The sequence below is a fragment of the Sphingomonas oligophenolica genome (assembly GCF_039522915.1).
Taxonomy (GTDB): domain Bacteria; phylum Pseudomonadota; class Alphaproteobacteria; order Sphingomonadales; family Sphingomonadaceae; genus Sphingomonas; species Sphingomonas oligophenolica.
Genome location: NZ_BAAAEH010000014.1, coordinates 81,931 through 107,400, shown reverse-complemented (window position 1 = coordinate 107,400; position 25,470 = coordinate 81,931). Strand labels below are relative to the sequence as shown.

Sequence of the window (25,470 nt, the reverse complement as noted above, 5' to 3'; positions counted from 1 at the left end):
ATCCGATCACCTGCACATACTCGAATTTTTCCGCTTGCTTCCATGGGGGCGTCCACAGAAGCGGGAAGAACAGCGAGGGGGCGCCATAACAGCGGGAAGGCCCGTCATAACAGCGGCGGCCATTCAACAAATGCGGTCATGTCAAAGAGCGGGAAGGAGCCGATGCTGCGCTCCGCCGCCACAATGTTTCCCGATCTTCGCCGGAGTTGAATCGGCCGCACGGGCCGGATCGAAAATCAGCCGCGAAGCTCGAGCGCCCGTTCGAACACAGCATCGAACATGTCGTCGGTCAGCCGGCCGGTATTCTGGTTGTAGCGCGAGCAGTGATAGCTATCGATCAGGATGCGGCCATCGGGCACGCGGTGCTCGGCGAGATGGGCGAACCGGCATTTCGGCAACCGCCCGCCCAACACCTTCACCGCCGACTGGTGCGCGACCTGGCCGAGCGCGACGAAGATCCGGGCATTGGGCAGCGCCACCACCTGGTCTTCGAGAAAGGTGCGGCAGGTGCGGATCTCCTCGGGCAGCGGCTTGTTCTGCGGTGGCAGGCATTTGACCGCATTGAGGATCATCACGCCATCGAGCCGCAAGCCGTCGTCGGCCCGGCCTTCATAGTCGCCATGCGCCAGCCCGTGCGTCGCGAGTGCCCGAAACAGCAGCGGGCCAGCGCCGTCACCGGTGAAGGGGCGGCCGGTCCGGTTGGCGCCATGCTTGCCCGGCGCCAGCCCGACCACCACCAGCCAGGCCGCTGGATCGCCCCAGGCGGGCACCGGCGCGTTCCACCAATCGGGGTGCTCGGCGCGCACCGCGTCACGATGAGCGGCGAGTCGGGGGCAGAGCGGGCAATCGCGCGGCGGCTCGGTTTCGGGGATCGGGCTTGGGCAAAACATCGCGGCACGCTACGCATGTCCCGATGCCCGTAACAAGCTATGCCATCGCGATCGGATCGAACCGCCCAGGCGCCCATGGCCGGCCCGAGGCCGAAGTGCGTGCCGCGGTCGCCACGCTCGGAACGGTGATCGCGATGTCGCCGGTGATCGCAACGCCGCCGCTCGGCCCCTCGTCGCGGCGCTTCGCCAACGCAGTCGCCCTGCTCGAATCGGCCGAATCGCCGGCCGACCTTCTTGCCCGGCTCAAGAAGATCGAACGCGGCTTCGGCCGCCGCCCCGGCCGCCGCTGGGGCGCGCGGGTGATCGATCTCGATATCGTCCTCTGGTCGGGGGGAATCCATGCCGAGTCCGGACTGACGATCCCGCACCCGGCCTTCCGCACGCGCCGCTTCGTGCTCGATCCGCTCCTGGCGCTGGCGCCCGACTGGCGCGATCCGGTGACCGGGTTCACCATGCGCCAGCTCGCGGCGCGCGCTCGCGCGGTTGACCGGCGTCCGCGCCGCTCGTAACGCGCGTCCCTTGGTCGGGCTCGTAGCTCAGTCGGTAGAGCAACGGACTTTTAATCTGTAGGTCCCGGGTTCGAATCCCGGCGAGCCCACCAACATGCTCGGACGGCTGTCGCCGGCGCGGGCCCCGTCATTGGCTGAAGCGGGGGTTTTGTGAAACGCAGCGTCCTGCTTCCCGCCGCACTCTGCATCGGCCTGCTCGCCATGTCCGGGTGCAAGAACCGGCGCGCCTCGCCTTGTGCCGATCTCGCCGACGCGCCGATGGTCCATATCCCGGGCGGCAGCTTCGTGATGGGCGACGATCCACATTATCCCGAGGAAGGGCCGCCGCATCTCGTCAAGGTCGACCCCTTCTGGATCGATTCGCACGAACTGACCAACGCCGAATTCGCGCGCTTCGTCCAGGCGACCGGCTATCGGACGATGGCGGAGCGGCCGCCCCCGAAACTGCCGGGCACGCCGCCGGAGATGCTGAAACCCGGCTCGGCCGTCTTCACCGTACCGACCCGTGACGATCCGCGCTGGTGGCGCTGGGTGGTGGGCGCGCAGTGGCGGCATCCGTCGGGGCCGGCGCAGACGACCGGTGGCCGGGACCGGGAGCCGGTCGTCCAGATCGCCTATGAGGATGCCGAGGCCTATGCGCGCTGGGCAGGCAAGAAATTGCCGACCGAGGCGCAATGGGAATATGCCGCCCGCGCCGGCGAGAAGGCGCTGCCCGAGCCGGTCGACAGCGAAGGCCGGCCCCAGGCCAATTATTATCAGGGCGTGTTCCCGGTCCGCGACCTCGGGCTCGACGGGTACAGGGGCCGGGCGCCGGTCGGCTGCTTCAAGCCCAATGCGTTCGGGCTCTACGACATGATCGGCAATGTCTGGGAATGGACGAGCGACCCGGGCGGGCCCGAGGGCGACCATGTCATCAAGGGAGGCTCCTATCTTTGCGCGGGCAATTATTGCGCGCGCTATCGGCCCGCTGCGCGCCAGTTCCAGGAGCGCGGGCTCGGCACCGATCATATCGGCGTGCGGTTCGTCAGCGCGATTCAGGTGCCGCCGCGACATTGACCGGGCGCCGATAATATAGCACTATGCGTGCCAATATATCGACCGGGAGAGTGACATGCTGGTGCTGAGGACGCCGGACGAGCGGTTCGCGGCGCTGGCCGATTATCCGTTCGCGCCGCACTATCTGACGATCACCGACGCCGACGGCACTGACCTGCGGATCCACTATATCGACGAAGGCCCGCGCGATGCGCCGCCGGTGCTGCTGATGCACGGCGAACCGAGCTGGTCCTATCTCTACCGCAAGTTCGTGCCGGCGCTCGTCGCCAAAGGGCACCGCGTGATCGCGCCCGATCTGATCGGTTTCGGCAAATCCGACAAGCCGGCCGCCCGGACCGACTATAGCTATGAACGCCATGTCGCCTGGATGCGCGACTGGCTGACGGCGCTCGACCTGAGGCACATCACCCTGTTCTGCCAGGATTGGGGCGGGCTGATCGGGCTGAGGCTGGTGGCTGCCTTCCCCGACCGCTTCGCGCGGCTGGTGGTCGCCAATACCGGCCTGCCCACAGGTACGGGCTTTTCGGAGGGCTTCAACGCGTGGCTCGCCTTCAGCCAGAATGTCCCGCAATTCCCGGCCGGCGGGATCGTCAAGGGCGGCGTCGTCCGCGACCTGACTCCGGCCGAGATCGCCGCCTATGACGCGCCCTTCCCCGACGAGCGCTACAAGGAAGGCGCCCGGCAATTCCCGACCCTGGTGCCGATCACGCCCGAACATGCCTCGGTCGCCGAGAACAAGGCGGCATGGGCTGTGCTCGAGACATTCGACAAGCCGGTGCTGACCGCGTTCAGCGACAGTGACGCGATCACGCGCGGGGGCGAGAAGGCGTTCATCGATCGCGTCCCCGGCGCAAGCGGCCAGCCGCATGTGATCATCAGGCAGGCCGGGCACTTCCTCCAGGAAGACAAGCCCGAGGAACTGTGCGCGCTGATCGATTCCTTCATCAGCGCTGAACCGGAGAGCGATTCATGAACGTCACCAATGCGGTTTTCCCGGGCCCCGCCCAGGCCGCCGCTTTCTTCGGCGGGGTCGAGGACGGCCCCTTCGTCATGATCAACCTGCTCAAGTTCAAGGAGCATGCGGAATATGCCGACGGCGCCGATGCCCAGCTCAGCGGTCGCGACGCCTATCGCCGCTATGGCGCTGCGGTGCAGGCCTGCCTCACCGCGGTCGGCGGGCGATGGGTTTATGCCGGCGACGTGACCGAGCTGATGCTCGGCGAGATCGACGACTTGTGGGACATGGTCGCGCTCGCCGAATATCCCTCGCGCGCGGCGATGATGACAATGGTCTCGTCGCCTGAATATCAGGCAATCGAGAAGCACCGCGTCGCCGGCCTTGCCGGCCAGCTCAATATCAGGACCAAGGCCATCGGTGGGTGACGCTCGCCTATGATCTCTACTGGTCGTTCCGCTCGCCCTACTCCTATCTGGTGACGCCGCGGCTGGTCGCGCTCGAGCGAGACCATCAGGTCTCGGCCAATGTCCGGGTGGTGTATCCGATCGCGGTACGCCAGCCCGATTTCTTCGCGAACAATGATCCGCTGTGGCTGAGCTATTTCATGCGCGACATCGGCCGGAGCGCCGACTTTGTCGGGCTGCCGTTCCGCTGGGCATCGCCGGACCCGGTGCAGATGGATTTTGCGACGCGGACCTACCCCGCCGAACAGCCTCATATCCACCGCCTCACCCATCTCGGCGTCGCGGCGACCGAGCGTGGGCGCGGACTCGCCTTTCTCGACGAGGTCAGCCGGCTGATCTGGGGCGGCGAGGTGACTGACTGGCATCTCGGCGACCATCTTGCGCTGGCCGCCGAGCGCGCCGGGCTCGACCTTGCGGAGATGGATGCGGCGATCGCCGCCGATCCCGACCGTCATGTCGCCATCGTCACCGCCAACCAGGAGGCGCAGCGCGCCGGGGGCCATTATGGCGTGCCGCTGATGGTGTTCGAGGGCGAGCCCTTTTTCGGGCAGGACCGGTTCGACCAGCTCAAATGGCGGATGGAGCAACGGGGGCTGGCGAAGCGGTAAGCCCTGCCGCCCTCCTGTCGTCATGCCGGACCTGTTCCGGCATCAACTCTGCGGCGAGGAGATCGCTCTATAATTGGGAACCGTGCCCATGGATGAGTGGACGCCGGAACAAGTCCGAGGTGACGAGCGGCGGCTATGCCGGCACGCGTTTCCGTCGCCACCAGCGACGCGCGCCGGCAAGGAGTGCGACCAACACCACCAGCACCGCCAGTCCACGCGTCAATTTGGGCACCAGCACCGTGTGCATGGCGTTGTCGTTGATCTGCTGCGCCGCCGTATAGCCGGCCGGCATCGGCAGCACCTGATCCCGCGCAGCGAAGGCGGCATAGTCAGCCTGCATCGTCCGGAAGAGCGCCGGCATCGCCGCCCCCAGATCGCGGGTCTCGCCGGGGTCGCTGACGATATCGTAGAGGTGCCATTCGCCATGGCCGGTCGGCGGCAGGTTCCTGACCAGCTTATAGTCGCCGCGGAACAGCGCCGCATTGCCCGACAGCTCATAGCCGATCGGCTCGGTGACGGGATGGACGCTGCCGGCCGCCCCGGTCAGCATTGGCACCAGGCTCGACCCCGTCATCGGCTCGACCGGCTTGCCGCGATAGGTCGTGCCGTGCCCGGGGACGCCGGCCAGTGCAAGGAGGGTGGGTGCAATGTCGGTGACATAGGCCATCCGGCCGGCGATCGTGCCCGCCCTGAACGCCGGGTTGGCGGGCCAGGCCATGATCAAGGGGGTACGCAGGCCGCCTTCGCCCGCCGAGAATTTATAGCCGCGCAAGGGTGACGACGCAGCGCTCGCCCAGCCCGGGCCGATCGCGGTGAAGGATCCGCGCCGGCCCTGCTCGGCCGGATCCATATCGTAATGCGCCCAGCTGTTCAGCCGGCCGAGCAGGGTCCCCATCGGATCGATCGGCTCGGCGCCATTGTCGGAGGTGAAGACGAAGACGGTATTGTCGTAATCGCCGGTCGCCTTGAGATGCGCGATCAGCCGGCCGATCTGGTCGTCAGCCGCCTCGGCCATGCCGCCATAGGCAGCCATGGCGCGCGCATAGGCGGCGCGCTGGCCCGGGCTCAGCCCGTTCCAGTCCCGGGTGGTGCCCATCGTCACCATCGGCGCGCCGGCGGGCACGATCCCGAGCGCGGCCGCCCGATCGCGCCGGGCGGCCCGGGTGGCGGTCCAGCCCTTGTCATAGGCGCTCCGGTAACGCGCGATATAGGCGTCGGGCGCCTGGACGGGGATGTGATTGGCGAGGAAATTGACCGAGGCGAAGAAGGGCTTCCCGCTCGACCGGCCAGCCTCGATATAGGCGATCATCTTGTCCACGACGAAGCGCGACGAATAATAATTCCGCGGCAGCGTCGCCGGCCTGCCGTCCTCGGTCCAGTCGGCGGTGTCGTAGAGCCCCTCGATCGGGCGCTGCTCGAAATTGTCCGCCCCTGCATCGGCGAGCGAGAAGGCATGATCGTAACCGCGTGCCGTCGGCAGCTTGTCGGCTGTCTTGCCGAGATGCCATTTGCCGGTGAGATAGGTTCGGTAGCTGGCGTCGCGGAACAGGCTCGCCATCGTCACGACGCGGTCGTTGAGGACGGTATCGTAACCGGGCTTGCCGACATGCTCGGGCGGGATCGTCTCGGGCATGTTGCCGAGCCCGGCGCGGTGGTTGCTGATCCCGGTCTGCAGCATCGCCCGGGTCGGCGAGCAGGAGCCCGCGACATGGAAATCCGAGAAACGGACCCCGGCCTTGGCCAGCGCATCGATATTGGGCGTGCGGATCTCGCTGCCGAAGCTGCCGATATCGCTGAAACCCCAATCGTCGGCGAGCAGGATGACGATATTGGGGCGCTTCTTCTCGGCGGCGCTGCTGCCCGAGGCGAGCGCTATCGCGCCGAGCAGGGCGACCGCCGGCCTCGCCGGCCGATCAGCTACCCACCGCACCAGGTTACGATATCCGCGCATCGCTCCTCCCCTCTGCCGCGATGATGCGCCGAGGTAATGGCATTATCAATGCCGAAATATTGCAAAGCCGGGAGGCGCTGCTAGGGTGTGGCAAAAGCGGGAGAGGCAATGATGCGGAATCTGGTGCGCGCGCTGGTTGCGCTGGTCGGGCTGTTCAACCTCGCGATCGGGCTGGGCTTCCTGCTCGATCCGGCCCTGCTGGGGGCGAAGTTCTTTCTCTCGCCTGCCGGCATTCAGGGCCTTGCGACGATCCGCGCCGACTTTCCCGCCTTCTTTCTCACCGGCGGCGCCTTCGCGCTCTATGGCGCGTGGCGCGGGCTGGCCGGGCCCTTGCTCTATCCTCTCGTCATGCTCGCGACAGCGTTGACCGGGCGTTTCATCAGCCTGGCGGTCGATGGCGTCTCGCCCACCGCCTTCCCGCCAATGGCGGTCGAGGCGGGAATGATCATTGTCCTGCTCATCGGGCGTAGCGCGCTCACCCCTCGGCGTTGAGGATCGGTCGATGAAAAGCTGGCTCAAGATCCTGCTCGGCGTGCTGGCGCTCCTGCTGGTCGGCGGCTTCCTCGCCAGGGATTATGTGCTGCTGCATTTGCCGGGCTGGCTCGCCCCGCATGTCTATCCCAACCATGCGGTCGCCTGGGCGAAGGGCCCGGACCAGGCGAGCGTGCCGCCCGACAAGCGTCCGCCGAACATCGTCCTGATCGTCGCCGACGATCTCGGCTACAACGATATCAGCTTCAACGGCGGGGGTGTCGCCGGCGGTATTCTCAAAACGCCGCATATCGATTCGATCGGCCATGGCGGGGTGAGCTTCGCCGATGGCTATGCCGGCAACGCGACCTGCGCGCCCTCGCGTGCGGCGCTGATGACCGGGCGCTATCCGACCCGGTTCGGTTTCGAATTCACCCCGACCGACACCCGCTTCGCGCGGACCATCGCCGGCTTTCCAAGCAGCTGGCAGCACCGGACCATCTTCGACGAGGATGCCGCCGCGAGCGACCCGCCGCCCGACGACAAGGGCGTGCCGTCGAGCGAGCTGACCATCGCCAGGCTGCTGCGCGGCAAGGGCTATCACACGGTCCATCTCGGCAAATGGCATCTCGGCGGCGCTAGGGGCATGCGGCCGGAGGATCAGGGCTTCGACGAGAGCCTCGGCTTCATCATCGGCGCGCAGATGTACCTGCCCGAGAAGGACCCGGACGCAGTCAATTCGAAGCAGGATTTCGACCCGATCGACAAATATCTCTGGGCCAATCTGCCCTTCAGCGTCCAGTATAATGGCGGCGCGCATTTCCGTCCGGCGCGCTACATGACCGATTATCTGACCGACCAGGCGATCGAGACGATCAGGGCAAACCGCAACCGGCCCTTCTTCCTGTACCTCGCCTATAACGCGCCGCACACGCCGCTCCAGGCGCTGAAGGCGGATTACGACGCGCTGCCGCAGATCGCCGACCACCGCACCCGCGTCTATGCAGCGATGATCCGCGCGCTCGACCGCGGGGTCGGGCGGGTGACGGCCGAACTCAAGGCGCAGGGGCTGGACAGGAACACGCTGGTGATCTTCACCAGCGACAATGGCGGCGCGCATTATATCGGCCTGCCCGACATCAACCGGCCCTATCGCGGCTGGAAAGCGACCTTCTTCGAAGGCGGGATGAAAGTGCCCTTCTTCATGCGCTGGCCGGCGCAGATCAAGCCGGCGACGGTCGCGCGCGGGCCGGTAAGCCATTTCGACATCTTCGCGACCGCCGGCAGGGCGGCGGGGGTGCCGATGCCGACCGACCGTGCGATCGACGGCGTCGATCTGATGCCCTTCATCGCGGGCAGGCAGGCGGGCACGCCGCACCAGCTCCTGTTCTGGCGGAGCGGCGGCTACAAGGTCGTGCGGGATGGTGACTGGAAGCTGCAGGTGCTCGGGCTCCAGCACCGCTCGCTCCTCTACGACATGAAGAACGATCCGACCGAGCAGCATGACGTGGCGGCGCGCCAGCCGGCGATCGTCGCGCGGCTGGACGCGCTGCTCGCCCGGCATGACGCCGAAAGCGTAAAGCCGTCATGGCCGAGCTTGATCCAGTCGCCGATCGCGATAGACCGGCCCCTGGGCACGAAACCGCGCCCACGCGAGACCTATATCTATTGGTGGAATTAGTGGCCCAGCAGGATCGGGGTTCGCCTGATGGACGCAGGCGGCGGTCCGAAACCAGCCGCGACAAGATCGTCGAGGCAATGCTCGCGCTTGTCGCCGAAGGGCAGATCACGCCCAGTGCCGAGCAGGTCGCGATCCGCGCCGAAGTCGGGCTGCGCAGCGTCTTCCGGCACTTCAAGGACATGGAGAGCCTCTATGCCGAGATGACGGCGCGGCTCTCGCAGCACTATCAGATGTGGCTGGTGCCGTTCGACTCAGGCGACTGGCGCGGGCAGCTCGACGAGACGCTCGACCGGCGAGTCTCGACCTATGAGCGGCTGATGCCGTTCAAGCGCGCCGGCGATGCGCATCGCCACGAATCGGCGGCGATCCAGGCCGAGCACGCCCGCACCCTCGCGCTGATGCGCGCGCGCCTGAAATCGCTGCTGCCCGACCATATCACCGGCGACGACCTGGTCTTCGAAACGCTCGATCTGCTGCTGAGCTTCGAGACCTGGCAAAGGCTGCGGGTTGAACAGCATCTGCCGGCGAGCAGCGCGCGCGCCCTGGTCAAGACACAGGTCGATCGACTTATCGGCTGACGGGCGGCTAAGGCGGTGATCATGGACCGGTTCGTTCCACGATCGCCTGCGACCGTCGCGGCTGCGTTGATGCTGGTCGCGCTGGCGCTCCGCGTCTGGGATTTCGGCAACCCGGTCATCCATGTCGACGAGCAATATTATCTGCTGGTCGGCGACCGGATGCTGGGCGGCGCGCTGCCCTATGTCGATATCTGGGATCGCAAGCCGATCGGCCTCTTCGCGATCTTCGCCGGTGTCCGCCTGCTGCCCGGGGACGGGATCATCGCCTATCAGGTCGTCGCACTGCTGTTCGCGACGGCGACCGCGTGGCTGGTGCAGCGCGCCGCCCGGCAGATCGGCGCGACCCGGACCGGCGCGTTCGCGGCGGGCGCCGCCTATCTGATCTGGCTGCCGCTGCTGAGCGGGCGCGGCGGCCAGTCACCGGTGTTCTTCAACCTCTTCATGACCGCGGCCGCGGTGCTGACCCTTGGCCTGCCCGCGCTGGCGGCGCGCCGGGCGAGGGCGGCGATCATGGCCAATGGCGCGGCCGTCTGCCTCCTCGCGGGGCTGGCGATCCAGACCAAGTACACGCCGGCGGTCGAGGGCATTTTGTTCGGGCTCGCGCATTGCTGGTACCTTCGCCGGGCCGGGGCGCGCGGCCCTCTGATCGGCGCATCGGTCCTGCTGTGGGTGATGCTCGGCCTTGCCCCGACGCTGATCGTGATCGCGGTCTACGCGGCACGGGGGCCGGCCATCTTCGAGGCATTCTGGTTCGCCAACTTCGCCTCGATCTTCCTGCGCTCCAGCTATGCCTATCCCCCGGGCCTGATCGCGCGGCGGCTGCTCGGGATCAGTGCGCAGCTGCTTCCCTTCGCGGTCTGCGCAGTCCTCACCTGGCGCACGCGGCCGAGAAACGAGGAGACCAATCTCGTCTTCGGCTGGCTTGCCGCGGCGCTGCTCTGCTTCGCCATGCTCGGGACCTATTTCGACCATTATGCGCTGCCGCTCGTCGCGCCGCTGGCGATCGCCGCCGCGCCGACCTTCGGCCGAGCGCCGCGGGCGATGATCGCGACGCTCGGCATCGGCTTGTTGATCTTCATGGTCGAGGCGCTGATCCGGCCGGACGACACGGCCGGCGCTTATGCGATCGCGCATGTCGTCGAGGCCAATAAGGGCGACGAATGCCCTTATGTCTTTACCGGGGACTCGAGCATCTACCTTCTCGCCCACGCCTGCGTGCCGACTGCCTATGCCTTCCCGTCGACGCTTGCTTACGCGCCCGAGCAAGGTGCTGCCGGGATCGACTCGGCCGCCGAGGTACGTCGCATCATGGCCCGCCGCCCGCCGGTCGTGGTGATCGGGAGCCGGCCGCTGGCGGCGTGGAACGAGCAGAGCCTTGCGGTGGTCAGCGCCGCGCTCGCCCGCGATTATCGCCCGGTGTTCAGCGCGCCGCGCAGCGACTATCGCATGATCGTCTATCTGCGCCGGGACAGGCCATACCGGCCCTGACGCGAGGTCCGGCACCGGGCTCGGCGCCGGGGTCTGGCCCGGGCCGCCCTTCCAGCCGACGATAATTTCTTCCCGACCGCGATTTCGAGGTGCGGTTTTTGCCGGCCGGCATCGTCTTGGAAACGGGGAGAGGGTGTTCGTCGATGACATCACGCAGTGTGTCGCGGGGATCAGGCTCCGGAACTCCGGATGTTGAGCCGGCAAGGCGCGGATCGCATCGCGGCGCGCCAGGCCGGTTCTTGATGCTCGTACGGCCGGGGGGCCGGGCATCGCATCCGGAGACCGGGGCAGCCCCCTCTCCTGTCAATGGTTGTATTTTTGCCTTCGGAACCTTTCATGTTGCTTGAGACCGGATTTTCCCATGCCTGGCACTCTCCCTGGGAGCCGGCGCACGGCGATGTCGATCGCAGGCCCGATTGCAACTGGACCGTGCTGCTGCCCTTCTTCAACGAACGGCTCTATCTCGACGACACGCTTGCCAGCCTCGCCGCGCAGGATCAGCCGCTGCGGTTGATCCTCATCGACAATGGCTCGACCGACGGCAGCAGCGAAATCGCGACTGCGGCGTGCCGGCGCCTCGGCCTGCGCTTCACGCTGATCCGGGAACATGCCCCGGGCAAGGTTCACGCGCTGGCGGCCGGGCTCGACCTGGTGCGCACGCCCTATGTCGCGACCTGCGATGCCGATACCTGGTACCCGGCCGACTATCTGGCGCAGGCGGGCAAGCTGCTCGAGCCGGAGAGCAGCGCGGCGGCGGGGGCCTATTTCGTGCCCCGGGGCGCTCTCCCGCGGCAGCATGCCGCTGCGGCATGGCATATCGTGATCGCCGCTTTGCTGTTGCCGCGGCAATGCCATACCGGCGGTGCCGGCCAGGTGTTCCGCACCGCCAGCCTGCGCGAGAGCGGCGGGTTCGACGCGGCGCGCTGGAACTATGTGCTCGAGGATCATGAGATCATGCACCGCGTGGTGAAGACGGGGTCGCTCGAATATGGCCCCGGCTTCTGGTGCACGCCGTCGCACCGCGACCGCGACCGCGACTCGATTCGCTGGACTTTGGTCGAGCGCATTCTCTACCATGTCACCCCGAGCCGGTGGCGCGACCGGTTCTTCTACGATTTTCTCGGGCCGAGGCTCAGGGCTCGCCGCCTGACCAGCGAGCGCATGCGCGAGAGGCAGTTTCAGAATGCCGGCCAAAACGGACTCTCGGACGATACCGCGCCTTATTCTGTGTGCGGATGATTTCGGACTTTCGCCGGAAATCAGCAGGACCATTGCCGAGCTGGCCGCTGAAGGCCGGATCAACGCGATCAGTTGCATGGCGGTATGCGCCGGCTGGGCGCGGGACAGCGCCTTGCTGCGCTCCCTGCCGGCTTCGATCGAGGTCGGGCTTCATCTCGTTCTGACCGGGGAGCCGCCGCTGACCGCGATGCCCGGCCTCGCGCCCGACGGCCGGCTCCCCACCATCAAGCAGCTGCAACGCGATGCAGCGGCGAGGCGCCTGCCGCTCGACGAGATCGCCGCCGAGATCGCCGCGCAGTTCGACCGATTCATCGACATTCACGGACGGGCCCCGGCTTTTGTCGACGGCCATCAGCATGCGCATGTCCTGCCCGGCATCCGGGAGATCATGCTGGCCGAGACGGCGCGGCGCGCGCCCGCCGCCTGGCTGCGCAATTGCGAGGACAGGCTGTCGGCGATGCTGTCGCGCCCGTTCCGCGGCAAGGCGCTGGGCAATGCGTGGCATTCCCGGGGCCTGAAGCGATCGGCGGCTGCGCACGGGCTTTCCTGCAATGACAGCTTTGCCGGCCATTATGATTTCGCTGCCGATTACGCACCGTTGTTCCCCCGCTTCCTGCGCCGGCCGGGCGCGTTTCACCTCGTGATGTGTCATCCCGGCTCGGGCGAACTCGCGGGCGACATGATCGCGGCGGGACGCAGGCGCGAAGCTGCGGCATTGCGAACCATGACGATGCGCGACATTGCTGCGCGCCATGACCTGGAATTCCGATCCTGAGTCGATGCGGTGTGGCGGGGATGGTGATATGCCCGGGTCCGGTCGTGTCCGGATGAAACCCAGCCACCGCGCATCATGAGCGAAAGCGGGCTGAAAGCGGTTTTCCTGGAAGAGCGGCCGATGCTGATGCGGCTGCTGGTCGCACGGCTGCGCAATCGGGAAGAAGCCGAGGATGTGCTGCAGGACATGTGGCTGAAGCTCGACCAGCTTGTCTCGAAGCCGGTCGCGCAGCCGGCCGCCTATCTCTATCGCATGGCTTCCAACCTCGCCGCCGACCGGCGCATCTCGGCCGCGCGGGGCAGTGCACGCGATACTGCCTGGCTGGATGTGCAGCCTGAGGCGGACGAGCAGCCCGATATCGAGCGCACGTTGATCGCGCGCGAACGGCTCGCGCAGATCGAAGCCACGCTGGGCGCGATGCCGGAGCGGATGCAGACCGCCTTTCGCTTGTTCCGCATCGAGGAGTTGCCGCAAAAGCAGATTTCGGCGCGTCTCGGCATCAGCGTCAGCGGCGTCGAAAAGCTCCTTCAGCGTGCCTATCGACAAATATCTGATTCCGGATCCGCACCCGGTGAGGGTTTCGACAATCGGCACCGTCAATCACAGGAAGAGGATTAGATCGTGACCGGCGTAGCGGGCGACATTATCGATCAGGCGATCGGCTGGCACATGCGCCAGGCCGAGATGACCGATCGTGACTGGCGTGCTTTCGTGCTGTGGCTCGAAGCCGATCCGGCGCATGCCCTTGCCTTTGATCGGATCGCCCTCGATCAGGAGATGGTCACGCGCCAGGGCGAGATGCCCGCAACCTCCATCATGGTGCCGGCCAATGACGAATGCGAACCGGTCCGCAGTCAGCGCCGTCGCTGGATGTGGACGGTGGGCGGCACAGCCGTCGCGGCCGGCCTCGTCGCTCTGGTGATGCCGCTGGCGATGCCCAGGGCGAGTGATCCCTATTGGCTGCAGACGAAACCCGGCCAGCGGCAGGATGTGGCGCTGGCGGACGGCACGCGAATCGAAGTGAGCGGCGGCAGCCGGCTCAAGCTCGACCGCAGCAATCCGCGCGTTGCCGCCCTGGAGGCAGGCGAGGCGACGTTCCATGTACGCCACGACGATCATGATGCCTTCACGCTGCGCTCCGGCGACCTGACCGTGCGGGATCTGGGAACCGTCTTCAACGTCGCGCGAGACGGTGTGCGGCTCGACGTGCAGGTGGCGGAAGGCGCGGTGTTGTTCCAGCCCGATCGCGACGCGGTCAAGCTGACACCGGGCACTGCATTGTCGGTACGTGAGGATTCGCACAGCCTCGCTCTGTCGCACGTCGCTGTCGACTCGGTCGGCGGCTGGCGGAGCGGACGGGTCGCCTTCGCCGGCGAGTCGCTGGCGCATGTCGCGGACACGATCCACCGCCTTTACGGCACCGATCTGGCACTGGACCCGGGCTTGTCGGTAAGGCCCTTTACCGGCATGGTCCGCCTGACCGGCGCGGCGGAGCGGGATATCCCGCACCTTGCCGCGCTGGTCGGGGCAGGGTGGCGACGCGATGGCGAGCGATGGACTCTCTCGCCGAGGGAAGGCGATTCGCGCTAGCGTTGCGGCGCTCTCCCTGGCGTGCGCGCCCGCCGCGCTGCTCGCAGCCGATATCAGGGTTTCAATCAGCGCGACGACGCTCGATATCGCCCTGACCACGCTCGCGCGGCAGAGCGGCGCCGATATCATCAGCACCGAGCCGGGCCTCGGTCGGATACCGGTCAAGCGCCTTGACGGCCGAATGCCGGTTCGCACCGCGCTCGACCGGCTGCTCGCCGGAACCGGATACCGCGCCGTCGCGATTGACGCCACCAGCTACCGGATCGTTCGCGCGCCGGCGCAGCGCCCCGTGCCCAGACACCATCCCGCCCCGCAACCGGCGGTGAGTCCGCAGAATGACATCATCGTGACCGCGAGCAAGCAGGCGGTGGCGCTGCTCCGTTTTCCGGGCAGCATCGTCGTCGCGGGCGGCTTGAGCAACCGGTCGGCAGCCGGCCGGCCCGCCGACATGGACGATATCGCGCGCACCATGCCGGTACTCCAGAATACCGAGTTCGGGCCGGGCCGGAACAAGATCTTCATCCGCGGCATCGCCGACAGCAGCTTCAACGGATCGACCCAATCGACCGCAAGCATCTATTTCGGTGACGTGCAGCTTGGCTATTCGGGGCCTGAACCGAGCCTCAACCTCTACGACATCGAGCAGGTCGAGGTCATGGAGGGCCCTCAGGGAACCTTGTACGGCGCCGGGGCGATCGGCGGCATCATCCGGCTGACGCCGCACGCGGTCGATCTCTCGAAGCCAGGTGGCTCGATCACCGGCGGCATCACCGCGACCAGCGGCGGTGCCGCAGGCGGCGACCTGAGCGCGATGGTCAACCTGCCGCTGGTGGATGATCGGGCGGGTGTCCGCCTTGTCGGATACCGGGTCCGGGATGGCGGCTATATCGAGGACAGGGAACGCCGGCTGTCGAATATCAACCGGACCGACACGGTCGGCGGGCGAATCGCCTTGCGGGTCGATCCCGGCGATGGGTGGAATGTCGATACCGGCGGGCTGATCCAGCGGATCGACGCTGCGGATGCGCAATATGCCGAGGTCGGCGCCGGGCCACTCAGCCGCCGGTCGACGCTTGCCCAGCCCTTTCACAATCAGCTCGTCCTCGGCCGGCTGGTGATCCACAAGAAATGGAATAGCGGGCTCGAGCTCGTCTCGGCGACAGGGGTGGTCGATATGCATTCGGGCGACGCTTATGACGCCACCCGAGCGCCGGGCTTCTTCCGCCCCACCATCTATGAGAATAACGACGCCAATCTGCTGCTGACGCACGAAACGCGACTGTCCCGTTCGACGCCGGGCGGCATCTCCTGGGTCGCTGGCTTCGCACTGCTGTACGATCAAGACGCCCAGACGCGTTCCCTGGGGCCGCCCGGCAACCCGGCCGATATCATCGGCGTGACCAACGTCACCAAGAGCCTGTCCGCCTTTGCCGAAGCCACCGTGCCGGTTTCGCCGAGCCTCTCGCTGACGTTCGGCGCACGCGTGACGACGGCGCGCACTGATGGCGAGCCCTCGACTCAGCCCCGCGCCGAGGATTTCGTCCGCGGTCGTTCGACGCGTCGGTTCGATCCTACCGCCGCCGCGTCGTGGCTGGTGGCGCCTGGGCTTGCCTTGTTCGCGCGCTTTCAGTCGGGCTACCGGACCGGGGGCATCGCTGTCGCGCGCGGGATCGGACGGGTCGCTGATTTTCGGTCCGATTCGATCAAGGTCGGCGAAGTGGGGCTGCGCATGGAGCGCGAGGGGCCGACCGGCCTTACGATGTCGGCTGGCGTCTCCTTTGCGCATTGGCGCGATATCCAGGCCGATTTGTTCAATCGCCGCGGCCAGCCCTACACCACCAATCTTGGCAATGCGGATATCGTCGGCGTGGAGGGAATCGGCGATTGGGTCCCCGTGCGCGGGCTCCACGCGACCTTCGCCTTTCTGTACACGAGCAACAGTGTCGACGGCCCGCTCGCCCAATCCTCGGTCCTCGCAAATCGTCATCTGCCCGAAACGCCGGCCTTTGCCGGCAATGCCGGGCTGTCCTATGAATGGCCGGTCGGTGAGAGCAACCTAAGCGTCGGCGCGTCGGCGCGCTATGTCGGACGTTCAGTGCTCGGCACGGGCGATTTTCTCGACGTCAGCCAGGGCCGCTACACGGTGATCGGCCTGAGCTGCGGCTGGAAGTGGCGCAATATCGACGCGTCGCTGGCGGCTGACAACCTGACGAATCGCAAGGACAATCGCTTCGCGCTCGGCAATCCGATCATCCTTGGCACGCGCGACCAGACCACCCCGCTTCGCCCATTGAATGTCCGTGCCGGGGTGGCGATTTCCTGGTGACGGTTCAGCTGCGCGCCTGGCGAAGGAGCCTGCCGACATGATCAATCCGGTCCTCAACACGGACAGCTACAAGACCAGCCATTTCCTCCAATATCCGCCCGAGACTCAGCGGGTGTTCGCTTATGCCGAGAGTCGCGGCGGCGCTTATGAGCGCACGCTGTTCTTCGGCCTGCAGGCAATATTGAAGCGCGAATTCGCGCACCCCGTGACGCGGCGCGACGTCGACGAGGCGCACGACGTCCTGCGCGAGCATGGCGTGCCCTTCAACCGCCATGGCTGGGATATGCTGCTGCGGCGCCATGAGGGACGGCTGCCGATCGAAATCCGCGCCGTGCCCGAGGGCAGCGTGGTGCCGACCCATCAGGCGCTGATGACGGTGGTCAACACCGATCCCGATTTCGCCTGGCTGCCAAGCTATGTCGAGACGGCCTTGCTCCGGATCTGGTATCCCGTCACCGTCGCGACGATCAGCTGGCATGTCCGGCAGCGGATCCGCGCCGCGCTCGAGGCGACCGCTGACGACCCCGCGGCCGAATTGCCGTTCAAGCTCCATGATTTCGGCGCGCGCGGCGTGTCGAGCGAGGCGAGTGCCGCGCTCGGCGGCATGGCGCATCTGGTCAGCTTCAAGGGCACCGACACGCTGTCGGCGATCATGGCGGCGCGGCGCCTCTATAATGAGCCGATGGCGGGCTTCAGCATTCCGGCGGCCGAACACAGCACGATCACCGCCTGGGGCCGTGACGGCGAGGAGGCCGCCTATGCCAATATGATCGCGCGGTTCGGCGTGCCGGGGGCGACCTTCGCCGTCGTCTCGGACAGCTATGATCTCTACCATGCGGTCGACGATCTCTGGGGCCGGCATTTGCGGCAGCAGGTGATCGACAGCGGCGCGACCCTGGTGGTCCGTCCCGACAGCGGGGATCCCGTCACCGTGGTCGCGAAGACGATGGCCTTGCTCGCCGGGCGTTTCGGCACTGATCTCAACGGCAAGGGCTATCGGGTGCTGCGGAACGTCCGCGTCATCCAGGGTGACGGCGTCAATCCGCAGAGCATCGGCGCGATCTTCGACCGCATCGTCGCTGACGGATTCTCGGCGAGCAACATCGCCTTCGGCATGGGCGGCGCACTGCTCCAGCGGCTTGATCGCGACACGCTCGGCTTCGCCTACAAGGCAAGTGCGATCGAGATCGCGGGGGCATGGCGCGACATCTTCAAGGATCCGGCGACCGATAGTGCCAAAAGGTCGAAGCGCGGGCTGCTCGGCCTGGTCGGGGAGGGCGCGCGCTGGGAAACGGTGCCGGTCGACGGCGCACGTTTCGAGCCGCTCGACGGCCGGCGTAACGCGCTCAGGCCGGTCTGGCGCGATGGGCGCCTGCTCGTAGACGAATCGCTGACCCAGATCCGCCGTCGTGCCGCGGGTTTCGAAGCGGCGGCGTGAACGACACGCCTATCCGGCGCTTCACACCTGCGATATTGCCACCGGCCGGGTGTGACTGGTTGCGGAGTTTGGAAGGATGAACGTGCTGCGAGACGACGCGATGCCCCCGGTCGACGCCAGCGCGCGTTATTCGCGCGTGGCTATGCTGCTGCATTGGCTGATCGCTGCCTGTTTCGCCTTTCAGATAGGGCTCGGCTGGCGGATGGATGCACCGCGCGGGCCGCAGACCTTCGCTGTCTATCAACTCCACAAATCAGTCGGCATCACCATCCTGCTGCTGACTCTTGCGCGGCTTGCCTGGCGGCTTACCAGGCCGGCCCCGGCCTTCCCGGCGACGATGAGCCTCCTGGAAAAGCGGCTCGCGAGTATCGTCCATGCGGGCTTCTATGTCCTGCTGCTTGGCCTGCCGCTGACCGGCTGGCTGCTCGTCTCGTCGAGCAAGACCGCAGTGCCGACATTCCTTTACGGCCTCCTGCCCTGGCCGCATGTTCCTGGTATCGCGGGGCTGGCGCCATCGACCAAGGCGCTCGTCAACGATGCCTCGGGCTTCGGTCATGAAGCGCTGGTCTACATCGCCTATCTGCTGCTTGCGCTGCACGTCGCCGGCGCCCTGAAACATCAATTTTACGAGCGGGGCGGCGATCTCGCCCGGATGCTGCCGGCGCCTCGCCGGGCGCTCGGTGCGGCCGCCATAGCGGTACTCATCCTGTTCGCCGCACTGGTAGCGACCGGCAACCAGCTCCGGCTCGCGCCGATCGCGCTGGCCGGATCGGCCGCGCCTCCAGCGGCCCAAGCAGCGCCACAGGTCCAGGCGCCACCCCCGGCCCCGATCGCCACACCAGCTGCGGCTCCGACACCGCGGGCGGCCGCCACGCCGAGCACCGAAGCGACAGCTGCGGCGACCGCCGACAGCTGGACGGTCAGGCACGCTGCTTCGACGCTCGGCTTCCACACGCGCTGGTCGCAGGGGCCGGTCGATGGCCATTTCGGCAAGTGGAGCGCAACGATCCGGTTTGGCCCGGGCGCGCTCGATGCGTCCTCGGTCGACGTCGTCATTGACATGGCGTCAGCGAAGACCGGGGTCGCCGATACCGAAAGCGCCTTGCCCGAGGCCGACTGGTTCGCTGTCTCGTCGCACCCGACCGCCAGCTTCCACGCCACGAAATTCAGGCATGTAGCGGGCAATCGTTACGAAGCGCTGGGCCGGCTCGAGCTGCGTGGGGTGTCGCGGCCGTTGAAGCTGCCCTTCACCCTGACCATCGCCGGCGACGTCGCCACCATGGCCGGGACGGCGACGATCGATCGCACCGTCTTCGGTGTCGGCCAGGGCGAATGGGCCGCGACGACCGATCTCCCGGCAACGGTGACGGTCACCGTCGCGATCAAGGCCGATCGCAAGCCCTGAGCAAGCGACCGGGTCATGATCCGGTCGATCGTCAGGTCGGCGCACGGCCTGCCGACAGGACGTCAAAGGCAACGCTGATGCGCTCCCCACCCGTGCCGCAAGGCTCGGTCGCGTGCGGGGTGAAGGAGGGAAACAGCACAATCCGTCCCGGCACCGGTTCGACGGGATGGATTCCCCAGGGCGGGGGTGTCGCGACTTTCGCCTGCGGCGCGCCGAGCAGCAGCGAACCCCGATAGCTCGCTGAATCGGCGGCGCGCGGCGCGGAGACATAATAGACGCCGCTCAGCCATCCGGGAGGATGGCGATGTGAAATCTGGTATCCGGTCGCGTCGTAGATCACCGCCCATTTGTACAGTTGGACGGTCTGCGGCGCGGAGGCGATGAACGGATCGCCCGACCCGTCGAGGCTGTCCCTGTATCGGTCGACCGCCGCCTTGATCTCCTCGACCAGCGCGGCGACCGCCTGTTCGCCCGGCAGCCCCAGACCATTTGTCTGGAGCCCGCCGCGGGTCGCCTTGTTTTTCGGGTCGCGCTCGAGCGTGTCGTTGCGCCGGATTTCGGCGGCGAGGGCGCGTCGGAATGCCTCGCCGGATTCATAGCCGGCGGGAACCGGCAGGTCTTCGATCCGAACCAGATCTGCGATCGCCATGACAGCGCTTGCGTCAGCTGCCTCGCCGGTCCGCGCCAGGGCATGGGCGAGAAAGCACCGGGCGTCGGTGTCGATCGGATTGTCAGCCAGAGCGGCGCGGCACCGCGCCGCGATGGCGCGGAAATCACTGTCAGTGTCGGCCAGGTTCCAGGCCTGGTTGATCGAGAGCGCCGCCATGGGTGGCGTCCCGGTTCCGGCGAGGGCGCGGCGCTGGAGGCCGCTCCAACGGTCCGAACCGATCACCGCGCGTTCGAGCATCCGCCGGGCCTCGGCATCGTCGGGCGCCGCCGCCACCAGCGCCTCGGCGACCGGAATGGCGCGATGATAGGCCGAAAGGCGCAGCAGCACGCCCAGAAAGTCCCGCCGGCCCTCCGGGTCGGCGCCCAACGCAGCCGAGGCCCGGTCGAGAGCTTCGGGCACCTCGCCGCTCCTGCCCATTTGTTTGAGAATCCGGATCAGCGACACCCAGCGCCCCGGGGAACGGGGTTCCTGCTCGAGTTCCCGGATCGCAACCTCTTTCAACGCCGCGAGGAATTTCCAGCCCGGCTCCTCCTGCCACTTCACCGCCGCGTTGCTCCCGAGATTGGCGTCACGATAACAGACCGCGACCGGCGGCGCGACCATGTGCGGTTGCGCGCAGGGGCGCCTTCACAACGACCGCACCAGCCTTGCCGCACGCGCGATCCAGGGCGGGTCGGCGACGATCTGCTGACGGGCGCCGGCGCCGAGCGGCAGAAGCTGGAGCCTGCCGTCCTCGCGGCCGATCAGCCGGCCGAACAGGAAGCGGCCGGCGGGGCGGGGCACGAGAACGTCCCGGTTGAGCGCCTGGCCGAACCCGGCCGGGGCGAGCGTCTCGCACCAGATCTCGTCGCCTGCGCGATAGTCGCCGATTCCGGCGGCGATGGTCACCGCGATCAGCCCCGGCGCCGGCAGCGGCGGCGCAACCGTTGCCGCACGCCTGGGGGCATGTGCGCCGCTCGAATCGAGGATCGCCGCTACCGGAATGTCGGCTCGCTCGGGCAGCCTCACGAGATCGGCCGCCGTCACGCCAAGCGCATCGGCGATCCGGTTGAGCCAGCCGACCGACACGGTGCGGGTACCCGTCTCGAGCCGGCCGATCGTCTGCGCGGTGGTCGGTGGTACGCAGCGTCGGGCGACGTCGTCGAGCGTCATTCCCTTGGCGCGCCGCACTTCGCGAATGGCGGTGATCATTGCCCTCTCCTAACCATATCGGTGTTTTTTATATCCTATAAACCAGCCATTATGGCAAGGTGCCATGGTTGGTCCTGGAGTGGCGGCAATTTATCCGTCATGCCGCACTTGTTCCCGCGTCCACGGGACCGCATAGTTTCAGGCAATAGGGCGGCTGCGGTGGGAGCGGGAGGGACGATGCCGATCAAGCGCGAGATGATGGTGCGTCGGGACGCGATCGACCAGACCGCGGTCAACGAGACCCTGGTCACTGATCCAGGCGAGGGCGAGGTGCTGCTCGAGATCGAGGGGTTCGCGGTGACCGCCAACAACGTCACCTACGCAGTGGTCGGCGATCAGCTCGGCTATTGGAATTTCTTCCCGGCGCCGGAGAGCTGGGGGATCGTGCCGGTCTGGGGTCATGCCCGGGTGATCGCTTCGCACCATCCCGATATTGCGGTCGGCGAGCGCGTCTATGGCTATCTGCCGATGGCCTCGCACCTCACCGTGCAGCCTGGCCGGATCACCGCCGACGGCTTCAGCGACATGGCGGCGCACCGCCAGCCGATGAGCGCGATCTACAACCAGTATCGCCGGCTCGCCGCCGATCCGGCGCATGATCCGGCCCACGAGGCGGAACGGGCGCTGTTCGCGCCCCTGTTCACGACAAGCTTCCTGATCGGCGACCAGTTGCAGCGCCAGGGCTGGCACGGCGCCAGCACGGTGATCATGACGAGCGCGTCGAGCAAGACCGCGCTGGCCGCTGCGTTCGTCGTGCGCGCCGACAGCCCCGGCATCCGCCGGATCGGGCTGACCTCAACCGCCAATATCGGCTTTGTCGAGGCGACCGGGCTCTACGACGCAGTGATCGGCTATGACGCGCTCGATCGGCTCGACATTGCCGGCGAGGCGGTGCTGGTGGACTTCGCGGGCAGCACGCAGGTCCTGCAAGACCTTTATGCAGCGCTGCCCGGGCAGCTCGCGCAGGTGCTGCGCGTCGGCGTCACGCATCACGAGGCGCGCGACGCGGCGGCATTTTCCGATCCGACCCCGGTCTGGTTCTTCGCCCCCGATGCGGCGACGGCGCTGATCCGCGAGATCGGCGCTCCTGCTTTCAACGCCGCGCTGGCGGAGCGCTGGGCCGGGTTCGTCGCGGACGCGGCGCGCTGGATCACGGTCGAGCGCAGCGAAGGCGCCGAGGCGCTGCAGGCGATATGGCGCGATCAGCTAGCCGGCCGGGTCCGGCCCGAGCTTGGCCACATCGTCCGGCTCTGAACGAGGCGCGATCCTGCCATAGGCCCAGCCGATCCCGATCAGCGCGAGGCCGAGGCCAAGGAAGGAGAGGATGCGCAATATCCCTTCGAGCGCCGCTGCGTCGATCAGGAACACTTTCAGCGTCACGGCGGTCAGCAATGCCAGCCCGGCGATGCGCAGGTCGCCGAGCCCCGCCCGGATGCCGAGGCCGAGCCAGAGCAGCGCAAGTCCGAGGAACGCCGCCGAATAAAGCCAGTTCTCGGTCCGGCCGATGCCGCCGGTCAGGAAGGCGCCGTGCATCGCCTGGCGAACCGTGACACCGACCGCCACGACCAGGAGCGCGAGCATCCCCGCCCGCCAGCGCCGATCGGCGCGCAGCGGCCAGAGCCAGGCGGCGGCGAGCGCGGCATCGAGCGTCGCGAGATTGAGGATGGGCAGTCCGCCGACTGACTGGCGCACCAGCACCGGGTTGAGGATCGCCAGGTCGAACCAGAGGAACCGGCCGAGCGCGAGGATCAGCAGCGCGCGCGAGATCCGCGGCCAGCGGGCCGCGCTCGCCCAGGCGGCGGCGAAGACGAGCTGGGTGATCGCGGTGCGCTCGAAAAAGCCGAGCGTCTCGAAGCGCGGCAGCGTCGCGATCGCCAGCGGCGCCTTGGCGATGGCGTAGAGCGTGATCGCGGCAATGGCGGCGAGCACGACAGCCGCCCGGCTGCGCCAGGGGCCGGGCAAGTCCCTGCGGCGCAGCAAGGCAGCGCCGATCAGCGCGGCGGGCAAGGTGAGCTCGCGCAAGATCGTCAGGAGCGGCGGCAGGTCGAGATAGGGCAGGCGATTGCCGAGCAGCGCGCCGCCCGCGAGGACGAACAGCTGGAAGGCAAGCGGCAGCGTGAACGCCAGGGTGGTCAGGCCGGCGGCGATGGCGGCGGCGCGATGCGCCGGGCGGATCAGGATCACCGCAGCGGTGGCGAGCCCCAGTCCGGCGCTGTGCCAGGGGGCGGGGAGCAGCGCCGGGATGAAGGCAAGCCCGAGGGCAAAGGCAAGCCAGCCGAGGATCAGGCGCGGGACACCCGGCAGCAGCAACCACGCGGCCGCCGCGATCGACAGCGCCGGCAGCAGGCCGATCGCGGCGAGATCGGCGAGCGGCGGCGTCGCCGCGTCGGTGGCGATGCTCGCCGCATAGCCGCTGAGCTGGTCGACGCCGATCGCCATCGCCATGGCGGTGACGAGGATCGGCGCGAGGGTCAGGAATCCCAGCCCGGCATCGCGCACCCGCCGCGACCAGGCAGCGAGCGCCACCGCGAGCAGCAGCCATGCCGGCCACCGCCAGGGCTCGGCGACGATTTCCGCCTCGGCGAGCGCGAGCAACAGCGCGGCCGCGGCGGCGCTGCCGGTCAGGCCGGCCGTTGCGACCAGCGTCTCGTGACCCTGGTCACGGTGGCGCCAGCTCAGTGACGCAGCGGCGATCGCGGCCAGGGCAAGCAGGGCCGCCCAGGCCGAGGCCGGCAACAGGCCGTGCGCCAGCGCGAGCGCAATGATGACCGGCCCCGCCACCGCCTCGACGGCGATCCCGGCCCATAAGGCGCTGCGCCGCGCGAGGAGATGGCCCGCGGTCCCGAACAACAAGGTGATCGCGATCGCCGCCATCGGCGCATTGACCCGCTCGCCCTGGCCGAGCGCCGCCGCCAGCAGCGCGAGCACCAGGAACAGCGCCGCGGCCCCGCCCGGCGCGAGTGTGGCGTCGCGCCAGCCGAGCCACAGGGCCGCGGCACTCAGCACCAGATACAGCCCCCAGGCGAGTGGTCCGAAATCGAGCGCCGGGGCGAGGACGAGCAGCTGGAGCAGCCCGGCGAGAAGCGGCAACAGCCGCAGCCAGGGCCGTGTCGCGCCGGTCCGCGGCAGTGCAAGCGTCGCGCCGATCGCGAGCAGCAGGACGAAGCCGCCGACGCCGCCGAGCGCCGGCTTGTCGACCATGAAGAGCAGGATGTTCACCCAGATGAACCCGCCGCCGCACGCCGCCAGCGCAAGCCACGCCCAGCCGCGCCGGATCGCGAGCCCGAACAGCGCCGCGACGAGCAGCCCGAGATAGACGAGCAGGGGGCCGATTTGGCCGGCATCGAAGCCCGAGACCAGGGGTGCGGCAAAGCCGCCGATCAGCGCCATGATCGCGGTCGGCGGGCCGTGCCGGAGCGCGAGGGCGAGACCGGCGATCGTCACCGCCACCACCGCGACAAAGGCGGCGCCCGCGCCGATCAGATGATAGATTTCGGCCGCGACATAGAGCGTGCCGTAAAGGCTCGCGACGCCGGCGCCGGCCAGTGCCTGGCCGATCCGTGGATCGTCGCGGGTGGAGGGCAGGCGGCGCGCGCCCTCGCTCGCCATGACCAGCGCCAGCCCGAACAGCCCGGCGATGGTGACGCGCGCGCCGGGGCCGAGCAGGTTGTTCTCGATCGAATAGCGCACCAGGAAGAAGGCAGCGAGGACAAGCGCGGCGCCGCCGATCCAGATCGGCAGCTTGCCGCCTACCAGCGCCTCGAAGCCGATTCGCACCGGCTCGCGGGCCGGCGGCCGCGGCGTTTCTTCCACGGGCGCCGGCTGGCCGGAAAGGTCGGGCTCGGGCTCATGGATCGCCGGCGCCGCCAAGGCGGCCTGGGCCCGTTCGCGAATCACCGCGGCGGCACGGCGTTGTGCCTCTTCCCTGTGCTCCGCTGCGGCAACCTCCTCGGCGCTGGGTTCGGGTGGCGCGGCGGTCTCCGGCTCGAGCGCCAGCAGGCGGCGGTGAAGGTAGCGCACCTGCGTTTCGAGCTTGCCGACCCTGGCGGAAAGCCGCTGCGCGACCACGCCGAGCGCGATCGCAGCGATGAACAGAATGAACGTCATGCGCAGCTCCCCCTTGGCCTCCCCAGCTGTGCCACAGCGGCGGGCCGATGTCGCCGCCCACGACGCACACCGGTT

General features: G+C 67.8%; 22 protein-coding genes and 1 tRNA gene. 18 read left to right on the top strand and 5 right to left on the bottom strand.

Annotation, left to right across the window (positions count from 1 at the left end; translation table 11 throughout):
* Positions 1–236: 236 nt before the first annotated feature.
* On the bottom strand, positions 237–890 hold the full coding sequence (locus ABD050_RS09035; RefSeq protein ID WP_343888951.1) for a uracil-DNA glycosylase: 654 nt from the start codon (positions 888–890) through the stop codon (positions 237–239).
* 23 nt (positions 891–913) lie between these two features.
* On the opposite strand from ABD050_RS09035, the gene folK reads away from it, so the two are divergent.
* The 6 genes from folK to ABD050_RS09005 all read left to right on the top strand — a co-directional run bounded on the left by folK (position 914) and on the right by ABD050_RS09005 (position 4,485).
* Positions 914–1,399 carry a 2-amino-4-hydroxy-6-hydroxymethyldihydropteridine diphosphokinase gene (folK, locus tag ABD050_RS09030; RefSeq protein WP_343888950.1) on the top strand — a complete coding sequence of 162 codons (486 nt, stop codon included), beginning with the start codon at positions 914–916 and terminating at the stop codon, positions 1,397–1,399.
* Between the two features lie 16 nt (positions 1,400–1,415).
* Positions 1,416–1,491: transfer RNA gene (locus ABD050_RS09025), tRNA-Lys, on the top strand.
* A gap of 58 nt (positions 1,492–1,549) precedes the next feature.
* Positions 1,550–2,455, top strand: coding sequence for a formylglycine-generating enzyme family protein (locus tag ABD050_RS09020; RefSeq protein WP_343888949.1), 906 nt, complete (start codon positions 1,550–1,552; stop codon positions 2,453–2,455).
* 55 nt (positions 2,456–2,510) lie between these two features.
* Positions 2,511–3,428, top strand: coding sequence for a haloalkane dehalogenase (locus tag ABD050_RS09015; protein ID WP_343888948.1), 918 nt, complete (start codon positions 2,511–2,513; stop codon positions 3,426–3,428).
* Complete coding sequence (locus ABD050_RS09010) at positions 3,425–3,838, top strand: DUF1330 domain-containing protein (RefSeq protein WP_343888947.1); 414 nt, start codon at positions 3,425–3,427, stop codon at positions 3,836–3,838. The genes ABD050_RS09015 and ABD050_RS09010 overlap by 4 nt, the downstream gene beginning before the upstream one ends.
* Positions 3,835–4,485, top strand: a complete 651-nt coding sequence (locus ABD050_RS09005) for a 2-hydroxychromene-2-carboxylate isomerase (protein WP_343888946.1) — start codon at positions 3,835–3,837, stop codon at positions 4,483–4,485. The genes ABD050_RS09010 and ABD050_RS09005 overlap by 4 nt, the downstream gene beginning before the upstream one ends.
* A 133-nt stretch (positions 4,486–4,618) precedes the next feature.
* Here ABD050_RS09005 and ABD050_RS09000 read toward each other — a convergent pair whose 3' ends face one another.
* Entirely contained in the window at positions 4,619–6,436 is a 1,818-nt protein-coding gene (locus ABD050_RS09000) for an arylsulfatase (protein ID WP_343888945.1), read from the bottom strand.
* A gap of 108 nt (positions 6,437–6,544) precedes the next feature.
* Here ABD050_RS09000 and ABD050_RS08995 point away from each other — a divergent pair, with 108 nt between their 5' ends.
* From ABD050_RS08995 to ABD050_RS08945, 11 genes are all read left to right on the top strand, one after another.
* Positions 6,545–6,928, top strand: a complete 384-nt coding sequence (locus tag ABD050_RS08995) for a hypothetical protein (protein ID WP_343888944.1) — start codon at positions 6,545–6,547, stop codon at positions 6,926–6,928.
* 10 nt (positions 6,929–6,938) lie between these two features.
* Positions 6,939–8,588 (top strand): sulfatase-like hydrolase/transferase, encoded by a 1,650-nt coding sequence (locus ABD050_RS08990; protein ID WP_343888943.1) that lies wholly within the window; start codon positions 6,939–6,941, stop codon positions 8,586–8,588.
* Complete coding sequence (locus tag ABD050_RS08985; RefSeq protein ID WP_343888942.1) at positions 8,579–9,166, top strand: TetR/AcrR family transcriptional regulator; 588 nt, start codon at positions 8,579–8,581, stop codon at positions 9,164–9,166. Before ABD050_RS08990 ends, ABD050_RS08985 begins: the two co-directional genes overlap by 10 nt.
* 21 nt (positions 9,167–9,187) lie before the next feature.
* Positions 9,188–10,654, top strand: a complete 1,467-nt coding sequence (locus tag ABD050_RS08980; protein ID WP_343888940.1) for an ArnT family glycosyltransferase — start codon at positions 9,188–9,190, stop codon at positions 10,652–10,654.
* A gap of 336 nt (positions 10,655–10,990) precedes the next feature.
* A complete protein-coding gene (locus tag ABD050_RS08975; RefSeq protein WP_343888939.1) occupies positions 10,991–11,893 on the top strand; it encodes a glycosyltransferase family 2 protein in 903 nt (300 codons plus the stop codon).
* On the top strand, positions 11,838–12,668 hold the full coding sequence (locus ABD050_RS08970; RefSeq protein WP_343888938.1) for a ChbG/HpnK family deacetylase: 831 nt from the start codon (positions 11,838–11,840) through the stop codon (positions 12,666–12,668). The genes ABD050_RS08975 and ABD050_RS08970 overlap by 56 nt, the downstream gene beginning before the upstream one ends.
* A 75-nt stretch (positions 12,669–12,743) precedes the next feature.
* Positions 12,744–13,286, top strand: a complete 543-nt coding sequence (locus tag ABD050_RS08965; RefSeq protein WP_343888937.1) for an RNA polymerase sigma factor — start codon at positions 12,744–12,746, stop codon at positions 13,284–13,286.
* 3 nt (positions 13,287–13,289) lie between these two features.
* Positions 13,290–14,258, top strand: a complete 969-nt coding sequence (locus tag ABD050_RS08960) for a FecR family protein (RefSeq protein WP_343888936.1) — start codon at positions 13,290–13,292, stop codon at positions 14,256–14,258.
* Positions 14,212–16,584: a TonB-dependent receptor gene (locus ABD050_RS08955; RefSeq protein ID WP_343888935.1), complete on the top strand. Its 2,373-nt coding sequence runs from the start codon at positions 14,212–14,214 to the stop codon at positions 16,582–16,584. Before ABD050_RS08960 ends, ABD050_RS08955 begins: the two co-directional genes overlap by 47 nt.
* Before the next feature lie 37 nt (positions 16,585–16,621).
* Positions 16,622–18,022 (top strand): nicotinate phosphoribosyltransferase, encoded by a 1,401-nt coding sequence (locus ABD050_RS08950; RefSeq protein WP_343888934.1) that lies wholly within the window; start codon positions 16,622–16,624, stop codon positions 18,020–18,022.
* Positions 18,023–18,098: 76 nt separating this feature from the next.
* A complete protein-coding gene (locus ABD050_RS08945; RefSeq protein ID WP_343888933.1) occupies positions 18,099–19,427 on the top strand; it encodes a YceI family protein in 1,329 nt (442 codons plus the stop codon).
* Between the two features lie 31 nt (positions 19,428–19,458).
* On the opposite strand, the gene ABD050_RS08940 is transcribed toward ABD050_RS08945, so the two are convergent.
* Together ABD050_RS08940 and ABD050_RS08935 are read right to left on the bottom strand one after the other, a co-directional pair.
* Positions 19,459–20,700, bottom strand: coding sequence for a putative 2OG-Fe(II) oxygenase (locus ABD050_RS08940; RefSeq protein WP_343888932.1), 1,242 nt, complete (start codon positions 20,698–20,700; stop codon positions 19,459–19,461).
* A 24-nt stretch (positions 20,701–20,724) separates the two neighbouring features.
* A complete protein-coding gene (locus tag ABD050_RS08935) occupies positions 20,725–21,288 on the bottom strand; it encodes a helix-turn-helix domain-containing protein (protein ID WP_343888931.1) in 564 nt (187 codons plus the stop codon).
* Positions 21,289–21,465: 177 nt separating this feature from the next.
* On the opposite strand from ABD050_RS08935, the gene ABD050_RS08930 reads away from it, so the two are divergent.
* Entirely contained in the window at positions 21,466–22,542 is a 1,077-nt protein-coding gene (locus ABD050_RS08930; protein WP_343888930.1) for a DUF2855 family protein, read from the top strand.
* On the opposite strand, the gene ABD050_RS08925 is transcribed toward ABD050_RS08930, so the two are convergent.
* Complete coding sequence (locus ABD050_RS08925) at positions 22,495–25,395, bottom strand: DUF2339 domain-containing protein (protein WP_343888929.1); 2,901 nt, start codon at positions 25,393–25,395, stop codon at positions 22,495–22,497. The genes ABD050_RS08930 and ABD050_RS08925 overlap by 48 nt on opposite strands.
* Positions 25,396–25,470: the final 75 nt, after the last annotated feature.

Bases quoted from the DNA above. Each gene is read 5' to 3' on its own strand.
- ABD050_RS08995 (WP_343888944.1), top strand. From the start codon at position 6,545: ATGATGCGGAATCTGGTGCGCGCGCTGGTTGCGCTGGTCGGGCTGTTC.
- ABD050_RS09000 (WP_343888945.1), bottom strand. From the start codon at position 6,436: ATGCGCGGATATCGTAACCTGGTGCGGTGGGTAGCTGATCGGCCGGCG.
- ABD050_RS08955 (WP_343888935.1), top strand. From the start codon at position 14,212: ATGGCGAGCGATGGACTCTCTCGCCGAGGGAAGGCGATTCGCGCTAGC.
- ABD050_RS09015 (WP_343888948.1), top strand. From the start codon at position 2,511: ATGCTGGTGCTGAGGACGCCGGACGAGCGGTTCGCGGCGCTGGCCGAT.
- ABD050_RS09035 (WP_343888951.1), bottom strand. From the start codon at position 890: ATGTTTTGCCCAAGCCCGATCCCCGAAACCGAGCCGCCGCGCGATTGC.
- ABD050_RS08925 (WP_343888929.1), bottom strand. From the start codon at position 25,395: ATGACGTTCATTCTGTTCATCGCTGCGATCGCGCTCGGCGTGGTCGCG.
- folK (WP_343888950.1), top strand. From the start codon at position 914: ATGCCCGTAACAAGCTATGCCATCGCGATCGGATCGAACCGCCCAGGC.
- ABD050_RS08980 (WP_343888940.1), top strand. From the start codon at position 9,188: ATGGACCGGTTCGTTCCACGATCGCCTGCGACCGTCGCGGCTGCGTTG.
- ABD050_RS08970 (WP_343888938.1), top strand. From the start codon at position 11,838: ATGCCGGCCAAAACGGACTCTCGGACGATACCGCGCCTTATTCTGTGT.
- ABD050_RS08945 (WP_343888933.1), top strand. From the start codon at position 18,099: ATGAACGTGCTGCGAGACGACGCGATGCCCCCGGTCGACGCCAGCGCG.
- ABD050_RS08950 (WP_343888934.1), top strand. From the start codon at position 16,622: ATGATCAATCCGGTCCTCAACACGGACAGCTACAAGACCAGCCATTTC.
- ABD050_RS09010 (WP_343888947.1), top strand. From the start codon at position 3,425: ATGAACGTCACCAATGCGGTTTTCCCGGGCCCCGCCCAGGCCGCCGCT.
- ABD050_RS08975 (WP_343888939.1), top strand. From the start codon at position 10,991: ATGTTGCTTGAGACCGGATTTTCCCATGCCTGGCACTCTCCCTGGGAG.
- ABD050_RS08990 (WP_343888943.1), top strand. From the start codon at position 6,939: ATGAAAAGCTGGCTCAAGATCCTGCTCGGCGTGCTGGCGCTCCTGCTG.
- ABD050_RS08940 (WP_343888932.1), bottom strand. From the start codon at position 20,700: ATGGTCGCGCCGCCGGTCGCGGTCTGTTATCGTGACGCCAATCTCGGG.
- ABD050_RS08965 (WP_343888937.1), top strand. From the start codon at position 12,744: ATGAGCGAAAGCGGGCTGAAAGCGGTTTTCCTGGAAGAGCGGCCGATG.
- ABD050_RS08930 (WP_343888930.1), top strand. From the start codon at position 21,466: ATGCCGATCAAGCGCGAGATGATGGTGCGTCGGGACGCGATCGACCAG.
- ABD050_RS08935 (WP_343888931.1), bottom strand. From the start codon at position 21,288: ATGATCACCGCCATTCGCGAAGTGCGGCGCGCCAAGGGAATGACGCTC.